This is a genomic window from Rhizobium hidalgonense (genome assembly GCF_005862185.2).
Lineage (GTDB): Bacteria > Pseudomonadota > Alphaproteobacteria > Rhizobiales > Rhizobiaceae > Rhizobium > Rhizobium hidalgonense.
Map to the genome: position 1 here is coordinate 1,756,985 of NZ_CP054027.1, position 14,275 is coordinate 1,771,259.

13 protein-coding genes and 2 pseudogenes are annotated in these 14,275 nt (G+C 61.0%); 3 read left to right on the forward strand and 12 right to left on the reverse strand.

All coding sequences use genetic code 11. From position 1 onward, the window contains the following. Nucleotides 1–15: 15 nt before the first annotated feature. Genes FFM81_RS08295 through FFM81_RS08305 form a run of 3 tightly spaced genes read right to left on the reverse strand, consistent with a single transcriptional unit; the run spans nt 16 to nt 2,621 of the window. On the reverse strand, nt 16–819 hold the full coding sequence (locus tag FFM81_RS08295; protein WP_138384135.1) for an ABC transporter permease: 804 nt from the start codon (nt 817–819) through the stop codon (nt 16–18). Nucleotides 820–822: 3 nt separating this feature from the next. Further along, on the reverse strand, nt 823–1,623 hold the full coding sequence (locus FFM81_RS08300) for an ABC transporter permease (protein WP_138384136.1): 801 nt from the start codon (nt 1,621–1,623) through the stop codon (nt 823–825). Next, nucleotides 1,620–2,621 (reverse strand): ABC transporter ATP-binding protein, encoded by a 1,002-nt coding sequence (locus FFM81_RS08305; protein WP_138384137.1) that lies wholly within the window; start codon nt 2,619–2,621, stop codon nt 1,620–1,622. The genes FFM81_RS08300 and FFM81_RS08305 overlap by 4 nt, the downstream gene beginning before the upstream one ends. Before the next feature lie 205 nt (nt 2,622–2,826). Here FFM81_RS08305 and FFM81_RS08310 point away from each other — a divergent pair, with 205 nt between their 5' ends. Together FFM81_RS08310 and FFM81_RS08315 are read left to right on the forward strand one after the other, a co-directional pair. Beyond that, a complete protein-coding gene (locus FFM81_RS08310) occupies nt 2,827–3,384 on the forward strand; it encodes an NADPH-dependent FMN reductase (RefSeq protein WP_138384382.1) in 558 nt (185 codons plus the stop codon). A gap of 132 nt (nt 3,385–3,516) precedes the next feature. Beyond that, a pseudogene (locus tag FFM81_RS08315) lies at nt 3,517–3,840 on the forward strand (DUF3313 domain-containing protein); the annotation flags it as partial. A gap of 2 nt (nt 3,841–3,842) precedes the next feature. On the opposite strand, the pseudogene FFM81_RS08320 reads toward FFM81_RS08315, so the two are convergent. The 5 genes and pseudogenes from FFM81_RS08320 to FFM81_RS08340 form a co-directional block, all read right to left on the reverse strand. After that, nucleotides 3,843–4,425 (reverse strand): annotated as a pseudogene (locus FFM81_RS08320) (GNAT family N-acetyltransferase). Between the two features lie 202 nt (nt 4,426–4,627). After that, nucleotides 4,628–5,128, reverse strand: a complete 501-nt coding sequence (locus FFM81_RS08325; protein WP_003564427.1) for a BA14K family protein — start codon at nt 5,126–5,128, stop codon at nt 4,628–4,630. 215 nt (nt 5,129–5,343) lie between these two features. After that, complete coding sequence (locus FFM81_RS08330) at nt 5,344–5,553, reverse strand: hypothetical protein (protein ID WP_003564425.1); 210 nt, start codon at nt 5,551–5,553, stop codon at nt 5,344–5,346. 198 nt (nt 5,554–5,751) lie between these two features. After that, nucleotides 5,752–5,985, reverse strand: a complete 234-nt coding sequence (locus FFM81_RS08335; protein WP_003564423.1) for a hypothetical protein — start codon at nt 5,983–5,985, stop codon at nt 5,752–5,754. Between the two features lie 113 nt (nt 5,986–6,098). After that, nucleotides 6,099–6,935, reverse strand: coding sequence for an alpha/beta fold hydrolase (locus tag FFM81_RS08340; protein ID WP_138384138.1), 837 nt, complete (start codon nt 6,933–6,935; stop codon nt 6,099–6,101). A gap of 365 nt (nt 6,936–7,300) precedes the next feature. Between FFM81_RS08340 and FFM81_RS08345 the strand changes: the two genes are divergently transcribed. Next, nucleotides 7,301–8,260, forward strand: coding sequence for a S1C family serine protease (locus FFM81_RS08345; RefSeq protein ID WP_138384139.1), 960 nt, complete (start codon nt 7,301–7,303; stop codon nt 8,258–8,260). 18 nt (nt 8,261–8,278) lie between these two features. Here FFM81_RS08345 and dusA read toward each other — a convergent pair whose 3' ends face one another. The 4 genes from dusA to FFM81_RS08365 all read right to left on the reverse strand — a co-directional run bounded on the left by dusA (nt 8,279) and on the right by FFM81_RS08365 (nt 14,195). Further along, complete coding sequence (dusA, locus tag FFM81_RS08350) at nt 8,279–9,280, reverse strand: tRNA dihydrouridine(20/20a) synthase DusA (protein WP_138384140.1); 1,002 nt, start codon at nt 9,278–9,280, stop codon at nt 8,279–8,281. A 184-nt stretch (nt 9,281–9,464) separates the two neighbouring features. Then, the gene (locus FFM81_RS08355) at nt 9,465–9,677 is read right to left on the reverse strand and encodes a cold-shock protein (protein ID WP_003540801.1); all 213 of its coding nucleotides are present in this window, start codon (nt 9,675–9,677) and stop codon (nt 9,465–9,467) included. 517 nt (nt 9,678–10,194) lie between these two features. Further along, complete coding sequence (locus FFM81_RS08360; protein WP_138384141.1) at nt 10,195–10,662, reverse strand: DUF3828 domain-containing protein; 468 nt, start codon at nt 10,660–10,662, stop codon at nt 10,195–10,197. Between the two features lie 230 nt (nt 10,663–10,892). Continuing rightward, nucleotides 10,893–14,195, reverse strand: a complete 3,303-nt coding sequence (locus FFM81_RS08365) for a metal-binding protein (RefSeq protein WP_138384142.1) — start codon at nt 14,193–14,195, stop codon at nt 10,893–10,895. Nucleotides 14,196–14,275 lie beyond the last annotated feature (80 nt).

Consider the following 14,275-nt stretch of genomic DNA (forward strand, 5'->3'; position numbering starts at 1 on the left):
GGTTAGTCAGCTCGATCAACCGCCGGCGCCCTGGTATTTGCTGGTGGCGTAGCGCCAGTGCGCTATCGCGATCAGCACCCAGACCGGACCGGCCGCCAGAGCCACTGGGCCGGCCCAGTCCCCAAGGATGGGGACGGGTTTGCCGAGCAGCGCGGCAACCGGGACTGAGCTGGTCAGCGCCAGCGGAACGGCGGTGATTAGGGTGATCTGGATGCTGCCGGGGAAAATGTTGAGCGGGTAGCGCATCAGCTCCCAGAAACCGAAGAAGATCGAGAACAAGTGATTGGAGCGAACCCAGATCAGCGCCGTGGCGCCGATCATCGTGATCAGCGCGGCGGTCAGCAACGCCGCGCTGATGAGCGTGGCAAGGAGGAATGACACGGACCAGACCGACCAGGCGAAGTCGACGGATAGGATGGCCCAGCCCATCAGCGCCACCGCGAGGATGACGTGGCCGGTATAGCTGATGTTGAGGCCGGAAAAGATCAGATAGACCCAGGGGCTGAATGGCTTGACCAACAGCGTATCAAAGGTCCCGAGCCGCACCAGTTCTTCCAGGTCGCGCAGCTGCACGAAGCTCATCGCCGCGCCGAGGGAATAGGCGAGCAGCTGGAAGCTGTAGAGCAGCGCGAGCTCCGGCCAGCTCCAGCCGCCGAGCGTGTTGAATCGCGCAAGCAGGATGCCAATGGTGGCGAAGACGCTGCCATAGGAGAGGATCTGCGCAAGACGATCGAGCCAGAAGGCGCCGCGATATTCCATCTGCGAGCGTACATACATGCGTACCAGCAGCGGAATGACGCGGAAGTGATGAAGGAGCACGGTTCAGCCTCCCTGCACGGTAATGCGGGTGGAGGCGGAGCGCCATAGCCAAAGGACACCCAAGAGGACCAATCCGGCCCAGCCGAGACCGAGGCCGAGATGAAGCCAGGTGTCGGTAGCCGAAAGCCTGCCGAGATAGACGGAATTGGGATAATAGACGATCCAGGCGAAGGGCAGATGGCGGGCGATCGCTGCCAGCGGCTCGGGAAAAAACCAGAAGGGGACCAGCAGGCCCGAGAATAATTGCAGCAGGGCGCCGAGGATCCAGTCCAGCGAGAAGCTCGTCATCAGCCAGAAGGCGATGAGGCCGAAGAGCATCGACATCAGGGACAGCAGCGTAAAGGAAAGTGCCCAGAATGCGATGAACATCAGGGCATGGAACAGACTTGCCGGCGGCAGCATGCCGTAAAACAACGCGGTGAAGGCTATCGTTGGGATGACCTGCGTTATCAGGCGATAGCCGAAACTACCGCATTCATTGGCGAAGATGTAAAGCGGATAGGATAGCGGCTTCAGCAGCCAGACAGCGATATCGCCCGTCTTGAGTGACCGGCCGATCTCGCCGATGATCCTTTCAGGCCGGGTGGCGCCCATCACCGCACCGCCAAGCATGGCATAGGTCACCATCTGCTGCAGCGAGACGCCGTCGACAACCGGTGCGCCGACGCCGGCATAGGCGGCCTGCCAGATGGCGACCCGTGCGACGACTTGCACCAGTTTGCCGAAAATGTTGGCCCAGACCTCGTTGCGGTAGGCGAGCTGCACTTGGAAGGAACTGCGGGCAAAGGCGAGGTAAGCGCTCATGACGCCCGCGCTCGCACGTTGCGGCCCTGATAGAAGGTGCGGATGACCTCCTCGATGTCAGGCTCGTGCAGCGCCACATCCTTGAGATCGCGGTCGCTTCCCACCTCCGACAGGATCCTGACCAGCGAAACGTCTTCGCGTTCGATCAGATAATTCTTGCGCAGGCCTTCGTCACTGACGAGCGAAGCGGTGCTGAGCGACAGCGGTCCGGGGTCGCTGGCAAATTCCAGCGTCAGCCGCCGGGCCGAGCCCAATGCGGCGCGCAGGCTCCGCAATTCGCCGTCGAAGATCAGCCTCGAGTGATCGACCATGATCAGTCGCGGGCAGATAGTCTCGATGTCCTGCAGGTCGTGGGTGGTGAGGATGATGGTCACACCTCGTTCGCGGTTGATTTCGGCAAGGAAGCGCCGCACGGCATCCTTGGCGACCACGTCGAGCCCGATCGTGGGTTCGTCGAGAAACAGGATCTTCGGATCGTGCAGCAGCGACATGACGATCTCGGCGCGCATGCGCTGGCCGAGGCTGAGCTGGCGCACCGCGCGATCGAGAAAGGGCGTGAGGTCGAGCAGTTCGCTGAAGCGCCGGAGATTATCGGCATAGCGGGCAAGGGGGATGTCGTAGATGCGCTGGTGCAAGGTGAAACTGTCGACCAGCGGCAGGTCCCACCAGAGCTGGCTGCGGTGGCCGAATACAACGCCGATCTCGCGCGCATTGTCCATCCGCTTAAGGTGCGGCGTGCGGCCGAGCACTGAGAGCGTGCCGGCGCTCGGCACCAGGATGCCGGTCATCATCTTGATCATCGTGGATTTGCCGGCGCCGTTGGGGCCGAGATAACCGACCGCTTCACCGGCCGCGACGTCGAAATCGATGTCGGAAACGGCCAGAACTTCGGTGTATTCGTTGGTCACCAATGTTTTCAGGGCGCCGAGCAGGCCCGGAAATCTCTTGTGCTGCCGGAAGCGTTTGCTGACGCCCCGTGCCTCGATCAAAGCCGTCATCTGTATTTCCCGCCGATTCGGCAGCTGTCAGGATTGGGACCCCAAGCTAACGCTGGGCTCGGCCAGTGCAAGCAAAAGTCGCTTTTGCCGATCACTCAATCGCACAATGCGCTGTGCTCCAGCGTCGCTTGCCTATCCGAAAGAGACGTGCGGCGCCGCAGCTTTTTGCGTTGACAGCCCCGACCAATCGATCGCTGTTGGGCTCATGAAGATTCTCGCAATATCCGGCAGCGCTCGGCGCAACTCGACCAATACGGCAATGCTACGGGCTGTCAGCGCAGTCGCACCCAGTGAGATCGAAATCGCGATCTTCGACGGCGTGGGAGGTTTGCCGGTGTTCTCGCCTGATCTCGAGGGGGAAGCGCTGCCAGCGGTGGTGCGGGATTTCATCGACCTGATCACTCAAAGCGACGGGGTGATCATTGCCAGCCCGGAATATGTGCGATCCATCCCCGGCGGCCTCAAGAATGCGATCGACTGGCTCGTGTCTGGCGATGAGATCGTTCACAAGCCCGTTGCGCTGCTGCACGCTTCGCATCGGGGCGATGACATGCTAGCGGGCCTGCGCACTATCCTTGCGATCATCACCGATCGGTTCGCAGCCGATATCTTCCTGCGGCTTCCCCTGATGAAGCTGGAACCGGCCGAGGTATTTCGGGCCGTCGAGACGGCGGAGAACCGTTTTAGGGTGCAGGCCTATCTTCAGGCCTTCTCGGCCTATTGCGACGCAGCCGGTCAGACCGTCATCGGACCTCGATCATAAGGCTGCGCTCGAACGCTACTTTTCCGTGAAGCGGTATTGCGAGCGGGATGCAAGCGCTGCGACGATGAAGACGGAGAGGAGGTGTCTCGTGAGGAGACGAAGGATAGGTCGGATCATCTCGATCTCCAGAACGATGGGGCGCGCCTTTCCCCGGCAAAGACGATGGGCAACGTGCCGACGACCCTTCGCTTTTCGGCTGCGCGTGTGAAATCGAACGCCGACCGAGTGATGGTGGCAAATGCGCTGGACCGGGCGCTGCGTTTCGCTCAGCGACAAATATCAGTTGGTCTTTTAGGGCCAGCCGACCGACCGACGATCCGCTCCGTCCTGCCGGCCAATAAGACGATGGCTGGTGTTTCCACTTTCGTCACCGTCGGTACCGGTTTCCCGATGGGACGGACGGGCAAGGCGGGCAAGGTTTTTGCTCCGTCTTCTGGAAATGCATTGCGCGTTTCAAGTCAGCCGGTGGCGCAAGGCCGCAGCTGGAAATACAGTTTGATCTGATCGGGCCTGTCCGGGGCCGCGCATAAACAATTCGCCGCCATTGCGCTCGATCACGCGCCGCGAGGCATGGTTGTCCTCGTCGCAGAGGATGACGATGCGATCGAGACCTTCCTTCTTCGCGACGGCCAGCAGCAGTTTCAGGGCTGTCGTCGCGTGGCCATTGCGCTGTTTCCATGGCACGACCGAGTAGCCCACATGGCCAGAGATCTCGGGCGGCAACTCCTCTGTACCCGCGTGAAAACGCAGGCTGATGCTGCCGCAGAATTCACCGTCCCAGATCCAGAACAAACGGGTGGTCAGCGGCGGCGGTCCGGACCCGGTGTGTGGCTTGCCGTGGGCAATAAGTTCGCCGAGATACTTCGATCTGTTCTGGCGCAGGCGCTGGAGTTTGCCGCTCACATAGGCTGTGTCGCCGGCGCGGCGCGGATCGGGAGACCAGCCGGCGGCGAGCGCCGCTTCGAAGTCCGAAAGGTTTTGCAGATCCGGCGCGAGCAGGACGACTTGGCCGCGGGGCTTAGCGGCATCTGCAGACGTCATTGATCACCCACGCAATATAGGCGGCGCGGCAGTTTAGCAGGATTCGCGCGGCTGGAGCCGGAAGACAAGCACGATTGCGGACCCGGGGGAAGCAAAACAAGTTGTTTCGAGGCATGGACTTGCCAGTGGCGCCGGCGTCGCCCGCCCGGCATCAAAAAGCCCCGCATCTCGATGCGAGGCTTATGCTGACAGGCTCACCGGTTCAACGGCACTGGCGGCGCGGGCCGTAGCTCGGCTGATAGGTATTGTCGTAGGCGCGGTAGGACCGGTAGCGGCTATAGCAATAATCCTCGTGCGAACTGTAGCCGGTGGAACGATAGGCCCGCGGCTGCGAGGCGATGATGCCGCCGAGGAGGGCGCCTGCCGCCAGCCCGCCGATGATGGCGCCGCTATTGTTGTGGTGGTGATACCGGCGGTCGTAGCGGCCGTAGCGGTCATAGCGGCCGTAGTCGCGGTCCCGGTAGTAGCTGCGATCACGATAATGGTGGCGTTTGCGATACCAGTCGTCATCATTCCTGCCGAACTGGCCCGGGCAATTGGTGAAGTTATTGCAGCCGACCGTGATGATCCGGGCATCACTGCCTCCGGGCGCCGGCTGTGCCGCCGATTGCACCGGACTTGGTGCGAAAGCCGGACCTGCCGACGCCGGCGTTCCCGAGAAGGCCGTCGCTATCGACAGAGCAATGATTGCGAATCTTTTCATTTCACTCCCCTTGGGTAAACGGATGTATCGGAGGGATAACGCAGGGAAAGGCAATCGGTTCATTTTGGGATGGGAGGATCGATATATGTGCGTGTCTACTAACGCATCGGAGTCACATGGAGCTTGGCCACAGGGGGCGACCTAGTGGGCGGCCCCTGCTGGGTGACTGGAGCGACTGTTGAACTCGAGAGTAGGCGGATGACGCTTTATCAGGCTCACTTTCCGCCGGCCAGCAATCGAAGCTGGCTCTCCTCATGCACACCTTGGCGGTAAAGCTCGATAATCAGAGCGCCAAGGCGGTCGGCTTCCGCGCCCGATCTGTCGATATGGAGGTCGCTGCAGAGGGATTCGTGGACACGCCTGCACACATCGAGGTCTTCGGATGCGAGCGGTTCGTCACGCGTACTGAACAGCTTGTCTGACATCGCAATCTGCCCTTTCCGATGCCGTGAATCGCCACTGATGAAAAAGAGATAATTTCGCGATCTTTGCTCTGCAAGATGGACGAACGTCCGAAATTAAAACAATTCAGGGGCACGCCCCGAAAGGATGCAGACGCGGCCGGCTCGGCACGAGGAAGACACCGGTGGGTGCATCGGCCTACAGGGAGCGTGCGTGGAGATCTAGCTGGTTGCGGGGTCCTTGCCGCTTTGCTGCGACAGGCGCAGTTCTTTCAGCCGTTTGGTTTTCTCCCGGCGAGCGCGCTGCTCCGCCTCGATGGTTTCCTTGGCGGCTCGCTCGGTGTTTTCGAAACGATCCTGCCGGTAAGCCTTTGATGAGGGTTCACGTTCTCTTGTCATGGCCGCTAAACGCAAATCTGCGAAAACGGTTTCATGAGAAAATGCGTAACCGGCCATCAATCGATCGGCCTAGCCCGAGAGCGCCAGTTGTTGAAGCCGGCGGACGATGATTTCGCCGTGCCGGTGACTGGCCGCCGGGCGCTGATCGGCGCCCGGCGGATTGATCGAGATCAGCCCTTGATGAAGGCGAGGATGTCGGGATTGATGATCTCGGCATGGGTGGTGCACATGCCGTGCGGGAATTTCTCATAGACCTTCAGCGTGGCGTTCTGCAGCAGCTTGGACGAGAGCAATGCTGAATCGGCGATCGGCACGATCTGGTCGTCGTCGCCGTGCATGACGAAGGTCGGCACGGTGATGATCTTCAGGTCCTCGGTAAAGTCAGTTTCCGAAAAGGCCTTGATGCCGTCGTAATGCGCCTTGGCGCCGCCGATCATGCCCTGGCGCCACCAATTGTTGATGACCGGCTGCATCACCTTCGCGCCCGGCCGGTTGAAGCTGTAGAACGGGCCGGCCGGCAGATCGTAATAGAACTGCGCGCGGTTGGCGGCGAGTTGCGCGCGCAGGCCGTCGAAGACTTCGATCGGCAGACCGCCAGGATTAGCCTCCGTTTTCACCATGATGGGCGGCACGGCGCCGATGATGACGAGCTTGGCGACGCGACCCTGCGGCTGGCCATGGCGGGCGACATAGTGGGTCGCTTCGCCGCCGCCGGTGGAGTGGCCGATATGGACGGTGTTCCTGAGATCGAGATGCTCGACGACGGCTGCGGCATCGGCGGCGTAATGATCCATATCGTGACCGTCGCCCACCTGGGTGGAGCGGCCATGGCCGCGACGGTCATGAGCGACGACCCGGTAGCCTTTTTCGAGGAAGAACAGCATCTGAGCGTCCCAGTCGTCGGAGCATAGCGGCCAGCCGTGGTGGAACATGATCGGCTGGGCGGTCTTCGGCCCCCAGTCCTTGTAGAAGATCTCGACGCCGTCCTTGGTGGTGACTGTGCTCATGTCTGGGCTCCTCGATGGGGTTGGGTTGCGCGAATGCGGTCAGAAGTTTGTGCGGTTACCGGCAAAATTGGCAAGGCAATAGGTACCGCTGCGCGCGGACAGGTTGGAATATGCAGATGTCGTCATCAAGCTAATCTTTATGTTCAATTGACATAACAGACTTTTATAAGGAGGCCAGACCGCAGCCGGACATTCCTGGTCGATGTGTTGCAGGACGCTGCGGCAGACGGCGCCGCTGGCGCGCCCTTGAACGCGGTTCATCGCCCAACCATCTAACCCACTACACATCATTACCATGGCGAACCGTCGCAACGCGGCCGCTTCGCTGACGGCGGGACGGCCGTTTGCCGCCTGAGGACCAGATCATGGGTTATATGGACAAGGAGATAGTGCCTCAGAATGACGGGGCGCTGATCGATGCCTATTCGCAATCGATTGCAGCAGCAGTCGACATCGTCGGGCCGGCAGTCAGCCGGATCGAGAGGGTGGGTGGCCGGCAGGGGCACGGGTCGGGCTTCGCCATCTCGCCTGACGGCTTGATCATCACTAACAGCCACGTCGTCGACGACGCCAAGATTGTTCGCATCACCACGCCCGATGGCTTCGTCACCGAGGGCCGTGTGCTCGGCCGGGATGTCGATACCGATATTGCCCTCATTCGCGCCAATGCAAGCACCGGCGCTTGGGCGAGGCTCGGAGATTCCCAGCGCCTGCGCAGAGGCCATATCGCCATCGCGATCGGAAACCCGCTCGGTTTCGAATGGACTGTCACCGCCGGCATCGTCTCGGCGCTCGGCCGGTCCATGCGGGCAGCCAGCGGCCGGCTGATGGAGGATGTCATCCAGACCGACGCGGCACTCAATCCCGGCAATTCAGGCGGGCCGCTGGTGTCGTCAGGCGGGGAGGTCATCGGCGTCAATACCGCCGTCATCCAGGGCGCGCAGAGCATCGCCTTCGCCGTGGCGTCGAATACGGCCAATTTCGTGGTTTCGGAGATCCTCCGCTACGGGCAGGTGAGGCGTGCCTTTATCGGTATCGCTGGCGATACCATCGTGCTGCCGCGCCGGGTGGCGCTGGCGGCGGGCACGGTGCAGACGACCTCCGTTCGCGTCCGCCGGGTCGAGCCGGAAGGGCCGGCGGCAAAGGGAGGGTTGCAGGAGGGCGATTATATCCTCGCCATCGACGGCAGCCCGGTCGGCGGCGTCGATGATATCATCCGGTTGATGGATGGTAACAAGATCGGCAGGGAGACGGAGATCCTGGTGTTCTCGGTGGCGGGCCGGATCGAGAAGAAGAGCCTGATGCCGATGGCGCGGACATCATGACAAAGGCATCACGCTCCGTCAGGCGCTGACCGCCTCCTGCTCCGTCCCCGAAAAATCCACAGCCGCAAAGGCCGCTGCCAGCACCTCCGGCCCGGCGCCGGTCTTTGCCGCGTCGGTCGAGAGGATCTGACGATAGCGCCTGGCGCCAGGCAGGCCGGTGAAGAGGCCGACCATGTGGCGAGCGACGTGCTGCAGCCGGCCGCCCGCCGCGATGTGGCGTTCGGCATAGGCCATCATCCGGTCACGCAGCGCTTCCCAGTCCGGTTCGGCCGCCGGCGCGCCGAAGAAGCGTTGGTCGACCTCGGAGAGGATCGCGGCATTCTGGTAGGCGGCGCGGCCCAGCATGACGCCGTCGACATGTTTGAGATGGGCTGCGGCTTCGTCGAGCGTGCGGATGCCGCCGTTGATGCCGACGAAAACATCGGGCCAGCGCTGTTTCATTCGATAGACGATCTCGTAGTCGAGCGGCGGGATCTCGCGGTTTTCCTTCGGGCTCAGGCCCTTGAGCCAAGCCTTGCGCGCATGGATCCAGATCGCGTCGGCGCCAGCATCGAGAACGTCGGTGATTAGCTCCGGAAGTGCCTGTTCCGGCTCCTGCTCGTCGACGCCGATGCGGCATTTCACCGTGACCGGGACGCTGGTGACAGCCTTCATTGCTGCGACGCATTCGGCCACTGTCTTCGGCGTCAGCATCAGGCAGGCGCCGAAGGTTCCCGACTGCACGCGGTCGGAGGGGCAGCCGACATTGAGGTTGATTTCGTCATAGCCGTAGGCTTCGGCAATCTTCACCGCCTCGGCGAGCTTTGCCGGGTCCGACCCTCCGAGCTGCAGCGCGAGCGGATGCTCGGCGGCGTCGTGGCCGAGCAGCCGGTCGCGCGGGCCGTGGATGATTGCGTCGGCCACCACCATCTCGGTATAGAGCAGCGCCTGTCGGCTGATCTGGCGATGGAAATAGCGGCAATGCCGATCCGTCCATTCGATCATCGGTGCGACCGCAAAAATCGGGCTCTTCTGCGTCATCGACGTTCCATTATTCGTTGTTCCCGGGCGACGCGATGCGGTGCCCACCGCCGCACGGTGCGGGATCATTCATCAAGCGCGCATATAACATCTGGCGGTGTCATCTACAAATAAAGCTCCCGCCGCAAACAGAAACGGCGCCCCTTGCGGAGCGCCGTCCATGCCGCCGAAGCGGAAATCTGACTTACGAAGCCGAGATGTTGACGGCCTTTGGGCCCTTGCCCATGCGGTCCGGCTCGGTGTCGAAGGTAACCTGCTGGCCTTCGCGCAGCGACTGAATGCCAGAAGCCTGCAGCGCAGAGATATGAACGAAAACGTCCTTTGCGCCGCCATCCGGCGTGATGAAACCAAAACCCTTGTCCTGGTTGAAGAATTTTACGGTGCCCTTGGTGGCCATTGGGAGCGTCCTTTTCCCTTAGTCTGTGTAGTATCCGCGCCCCCGAGAGGAAGCGGACGGCTTTAGCTTTCGCCCCGATCGATTGGGACGAAGGGTCAGTCGGAGAAGTCACGTACGGGGAAAGAACGTCTACGTAGGCGGGTAGTCCCGCGCCGCCTTCCAAACGGAAGGGATTACCACATCAGTCCAGTCACCGGCATGCAAATGCCCGAGTAGGTGAATTGGTGCCAGCTTTTCGGGCAAAAAGCAAGCGGGATTATTTTGGCATGCCGGCATCGATACCGGGAAATGCCGAAGATTCAGATACTTGAGGAAAAGTTAGCGGTTCCTTGCACGGCTGTGCCATAGCAGGATTCTGTGCCGAAACGGAATGAGGGGCGGATTCGGTGGTCGGGCATTGAGATTGCGCGCCGCCCTCGTGGTTCGAGACGGCCCTTGGGCCTTCTCACCATCAGGGCTCTCTTTTTGCCCCGCGGCATTAATTCTGCCGCTAGCGCGAGCCCCCAATGCTACCCGGCTACTGCCCATCCCCCAGCAACGCGCTCAGGCTCCACGGATTATCCCCCTTCTGGTTGGCTATGTCGTCGACCTTCCAGCCGCCATGTTCCTTGACGAGAGTATAGAAGAGCGTCACCTCTTCACCGTTTTCGAACTCCACCTCCACCTCGGCCTTGTCGTCAAGCAAGGTCGGCTGACCGATTCTGACGTCGCTCGCCGTGCCATCCTGGCCTGATATGACCGGATCGAAGTCGACGGCGCCGACATCACCCTCCGGGGTGTTGTCGAGATCGGCCTGGAGGAGCTCGTTCAGATGGTCGGAGAAGAAGATCGAATAAGGCGAGGGCGCCTCGGCGTCGCTGTTGTCGGTGTTGTAACTGTAGAGCGCCTTGAGCAGCGCCTTCGGCGTCTTGTAGCTCTCGGCCGATGCCGGCAAGGCTGCGAGCGCCGACACGGCGAAGGCGAGGATGAATGTTAGCAGGCGCATGCGGGCTCTCCTCCGATGAGCAGAGAATCATATCCGAAACGGCCATCGAGGTGGAGCTGCATTTTGGAAAAGAGTTGCCGGGGAGCGGCCGGTCTCGCTCTCTCCGGCTGGTGTCTGCAGGCGATCACCAGCAAAGGTCGGCTGGTGGGACTGGCCAGACGGGAATTCCCACCTTTTTGCGGAGATCGCCGGTGACGCATCTCTACGTCCACCGGCGATCGCATCGCGCGTTAGATCAGCGCTTCATGCGACAGTGCCGAAATCGACGGCTCGAAGACGTCCTTCACGAGGACTGTGAAGTCGTGGCTGGTGGTGTTGCCGGCCGTGTCATAGGCTTCGGCGGTAAAGGTCAGGCTGTGGGTGCTTTCGTAGTCGATTCCAGCTTTCGTCTGGATCTTGTTGCCGACCAGCTTGAAGGCGCCGTCTGCATCATCCGTCAGCCGCCACTTCACCGCCCCGCCTTCCGGGTCGACGGCCGAGAGAAGGCCGACCGAGGTGCCGATCGCGACGTTCTCGGAGATCGAGCTGCGTGAGAAGGCGAGGTTGATCGGCGCCTTGTTGACAGGGGCCTCGTTGACGTCGAGGACGTTGATCGTGATGTCCTTTTCGACCGTGACCTTGCCGTCGGAGACAGCGACCTTGATCGTGTGCGACTTGGCCGTCTCGTAGTCCAAAGCCTTCGAGGTGACGATGCGATTGCCATTCAGCCGGAAGTGATCGTCGGCCCCGTCGACCAGCGTATAGGTAAGGACGTCGCCGTCGGCGTCCTTGGCGCTGAGCAGGCCGAGCGTTGTCCAGATCGGGGTGTTTTCCAGCAGGGAGGTTTTCGACAACTGGATATTGGTGGGCGCGCTATTGTTGCCATCGGGCGTGAATTTTTCCTTGGCGAAATCGTAGACGCCGTCGGCAAAACGGGCGAATTCAACATCAGTCAGCGTATCCTTGCCCTCCAGGGCGCTCGTCAGGATGTGGCTGCCATTGTTCAATGCGAAGGAGTAGTTGGCGAAATTGCCTGAGAAGACCGCCGTATCGATGCCCGCACCGCCCAAAAGCACGTCGTTGCCGGCGCCGCCTTCGAACCTGTCATTGCCGCCGGTTCCGAAGAAATAGTCGTCGCCGCCGCCAGTCTTGACGTCGATGCCGAAGGCGGTGCCGAAGATGTCGACGTGGCGGTTTGCCAGCTCGTCGGAGAGATCGGCATGGGCGCTGTCCGTCAATGTCAGTGCGAGGACATCGCTTTCGTAGCCCGGCTTGTCGTATTTGACGATCTTGTCGAAGCTTTCGAACTGGGCGGCCGAAGCGAGAACCTCGGCTCCTGCCGTTTCGAGGATTTCGACATTCTTGATCGTCAGGCCGGCAAGCCCGATGAATTCTTGTCCGGGGTCCAAGGTCGGCTCGATGACCCGCAACGTGTCTGTGCCAGCGCCGCCGTCGATCACTCCGGAAATCGCGGAAGAGTGTGTCCGCAAGGCGATGGCATCATTGCCTTCGCCGGCGTCGATATCGAAGGTCTCGGGGGTGGTGGAAACATTGTCGCCGTCGAAGATCGCGTCGTTGCCCGTGCCGCCGGTCAGCGTGTCATTGCCGCCATTGCCATAGATCGTGTCGTTGCCGGTGCCGCCGTCTAAAATGTCATTGCCAGCGGCACCGTATAGCTGGTCGTTGCCGCCGCCGGTCTTGACGTCGATACCGGCGTCGGTGCCGCCGATGGTGACCGAGTTGTTTGCCAGTTCGTCGGAAAGATCGAGATGGCCGCCGTCCGTCACTCTCAGGGAGATGGGAAACTGTTCGGTCGAACCGGTCGAGCTGATGATCTTGTCGAAGCTTTCGAACTGAGCGGACGATCCTTTAGTCTCGATCGCCGACGCGCTGAGGATTTCAAAGTTCTTGATCGTCAGGCTCGTCATATCATTGGCTTTTAGCGTGTCGATGCCGGAGCCGCCGTCGACTGTTCCGGACATCTGATGACCGAAGAGGCCCTTAACCAGGGTCACGCCGTCGTCGCCAGTGCCAGCATCGATATTGAAGACCTCAGCGACGTTAGCAAAACTATCGCCATCGCTGATCGAGTCGTTACCCGCACCGCCCCTGATGACGTCATTGCCGAGACGGCCGGAGAGCCCGTCATTCCCGTCTCCGCCATCTAAAGTGTCATTGCCAGCGGTACCGCCCAAGAGGTCGTCGCCGCTACCCGTCGTCACGTCCATGCTGGAGCCGCTGCCGACGATTTGGACCTTACGGCTTCCCAACTCGTCGGAAAGATCGAGATGGGCGCCGTCCGTCACTTGCATGAGGATGATATTGGCCGGATTGTCCGTGTTTGTGATCTTGTCGAAGCTTTCGAACTGCGCCGCCGAGCCAATCGCCCATGTTCCCGTATCAAGGATTTCGAAGTTCTTGATCGTCAGGCCCGTCAGAAGACCGGCCTGCAGTTTGTCAGTGCCGGCACCGCCATCGACCGTTCCGGAATCGGCGATGCTGTCATAGTTCTGCAGGATCACGGTGTCATTGCCATCGCCGGCATCAATGTCGAAGGCTTCGGAGCCAATGCCACTGAAAAATTGGCCATCCATAATCTTGTCGTTGCCGGCGCCGCCCCTGATGACGTCGTTTCCGTAGCCGCCATCGATGGTGTCGTTGCCAGCTCCGCCGGTCAACCGGTCATTTCCTGCATTGCCGTCGATGACGTCGTCGCCGGCGCCTCCATCCAGGATGTCATTCCCGCTGAACCCGGTGAGGTGGTCCCTGGTGCCGCCGGTGGTGACGTCGATACTGGTGGTATCCTTGTCAGGAGAAATGTAGATCTGGCCAGGCCCCAGCTCCTGCGAGAGGTCGACATGGACGCCGTCAGTCAACCGCAAGGTGGTGGTTGGGGAGGGCCCGACAGTGCCGGGAATAATCTTCTCGAAGCTTTCGAACTGGGCGGACGATCCGGTCACCTCTAAACCCTGCGTGTCCAGGATCTCCAGGCTTTTGAGTGTCAGGCCGACCAAATTCGTGGCTTGCAACGTGTCGACACCAGGACCGCCGTCGACTTTTCCGGAGGCCGTACTGCCAGATGTCTGTGATAACACAACGGTGTCCTTGCCTTCACCCGCATCGATATCGAAGACGGCGGTCGTAGAACTTTCATCTCCGATCCAATCGTCACCAATGCCACCCTTGATGACGTCATTGCCGGCGTCGCCGAAGAGCCTGTCATTGCCGTCGCCGCCATTCAGTGTGTCATTGCCAAAGCCGCCATAGATGGTGTCGTTTCCGGCGCTGCCGCTCAGCGTGTCTGCGCCGTCGCCACCCAATATGATGTCGTTGCCTGCGCCTGTGGTGATCGTGTTGTCGCCGCTCGAGCCCGTCACGTTCGCCGATACCGAGCCTAGCTCGTCGGCCAGGTCTGCCACGCCGGAACCTGAGACGGCGAGGGTGACGGCGGCGAGGGGAGTGGTTTCGGAGTGGCGGATGACGTCGTAGGCTTCGAACTCAGCGCCGGTCTTGGTAACTGTGGCGCCGTTCGTATCCAGAATATTCAAGGCCATATTTTAACTTTCCCTAAAAGATGCGTTGTAATTTTGCAAGAACGGATGACGGGACGGTGGGCTCATTCGGAGGTTCGGCA

Excerpts from the sequence above, each read along its gene's own strand:
- FFM81_RS08360 (WP_138384141.1), bottom strand. The coding sequence starts at position 10,662 with ATGCGCCTGCTAACATTCATCCTCGCCTTCGCCGTGTCGGCGCTCGCA.
- FFM81_RS08300 (WP_138384136.1), bottom strand. The coding sequence starts at position 1,623 with ATGAGCGCTTACCTCGCCTTTGCCCGCAGTTCCTTCCAAGTGCAGCTC.
- FFM81_RS08355 (WP_003540801.1), bottom strand. The coding sequence starts at position 9,677 with ATGGCCACCAAGGGCACCGTAAAATTCTTCAACCAGGACAAGGGTTTT.
- FFM81_RS08365 (WP_138384142.1), bottom strand. The coding sequence starts at position 14,195 with ATGGCCTTGAATATTCTGGATACGAACGGCGCCACAGTTACCAAGACC.
- FFM81_RS08340 (WP_138384138.1), bottom strand. The coding sequence starts at position 6,935 with ATGAGCACAGTCACCACCAAGGACGGCGTCGAGATCTTCTACAAGGAC.
- FFM81_RS08335 (WP_003564423.1), bottom strand. The coding sequence starts at position 5,985 with ATGGCCGGTTACGCATTTTCTCATGAAACCGTTTTCGCAGATTTGCGT.
- FFM81_RS08325 (WP_003564427.1), bottom strand. The coding sequence starts at position 5,128 with ATGAAAAGATTCGCAATCATTGCTCTGTCGATAGCGACGGCCTTCTCG.
- FFM81_RS08345 (WP_138384139.1), top strand. The coding sequence starts at position 7,301 with ATGGGTTATATGGACAAGGAGATAGTGCCTCAGAATGACGGGGCGCTG.
- FFM81_RS08330 (WP_003564425.1), bottom strand. The coding sequence starts at position 5,553 with ATGTCAGACAAGCTGTTCAGTACGCGTGACGAACCGCTCGCATCCGAA.
- dusA (WP_138384140.1), bottom strand. The coding sequence starts at position 9,280 with ATGACGCAGAAGAGCCCGATTTTTGCGGTCGCACCGATGATCGAATGG.
- FFM81_RS08310 (WP_138384382.1), top strand. The coding sequence starts at position 2,827 with ATGAAGATTCTCGCAATATCCGGCAGCGCTCGGCGCAACTCGACCAAT.
- FFM81_RS08305 (WP_138384137.1), bottom strand. The coding sequence starts at position 2,621 with ATGACGGCTTTGATCGAGGCACGGGGCGTCAGCAAACGCTTCCGGCAG.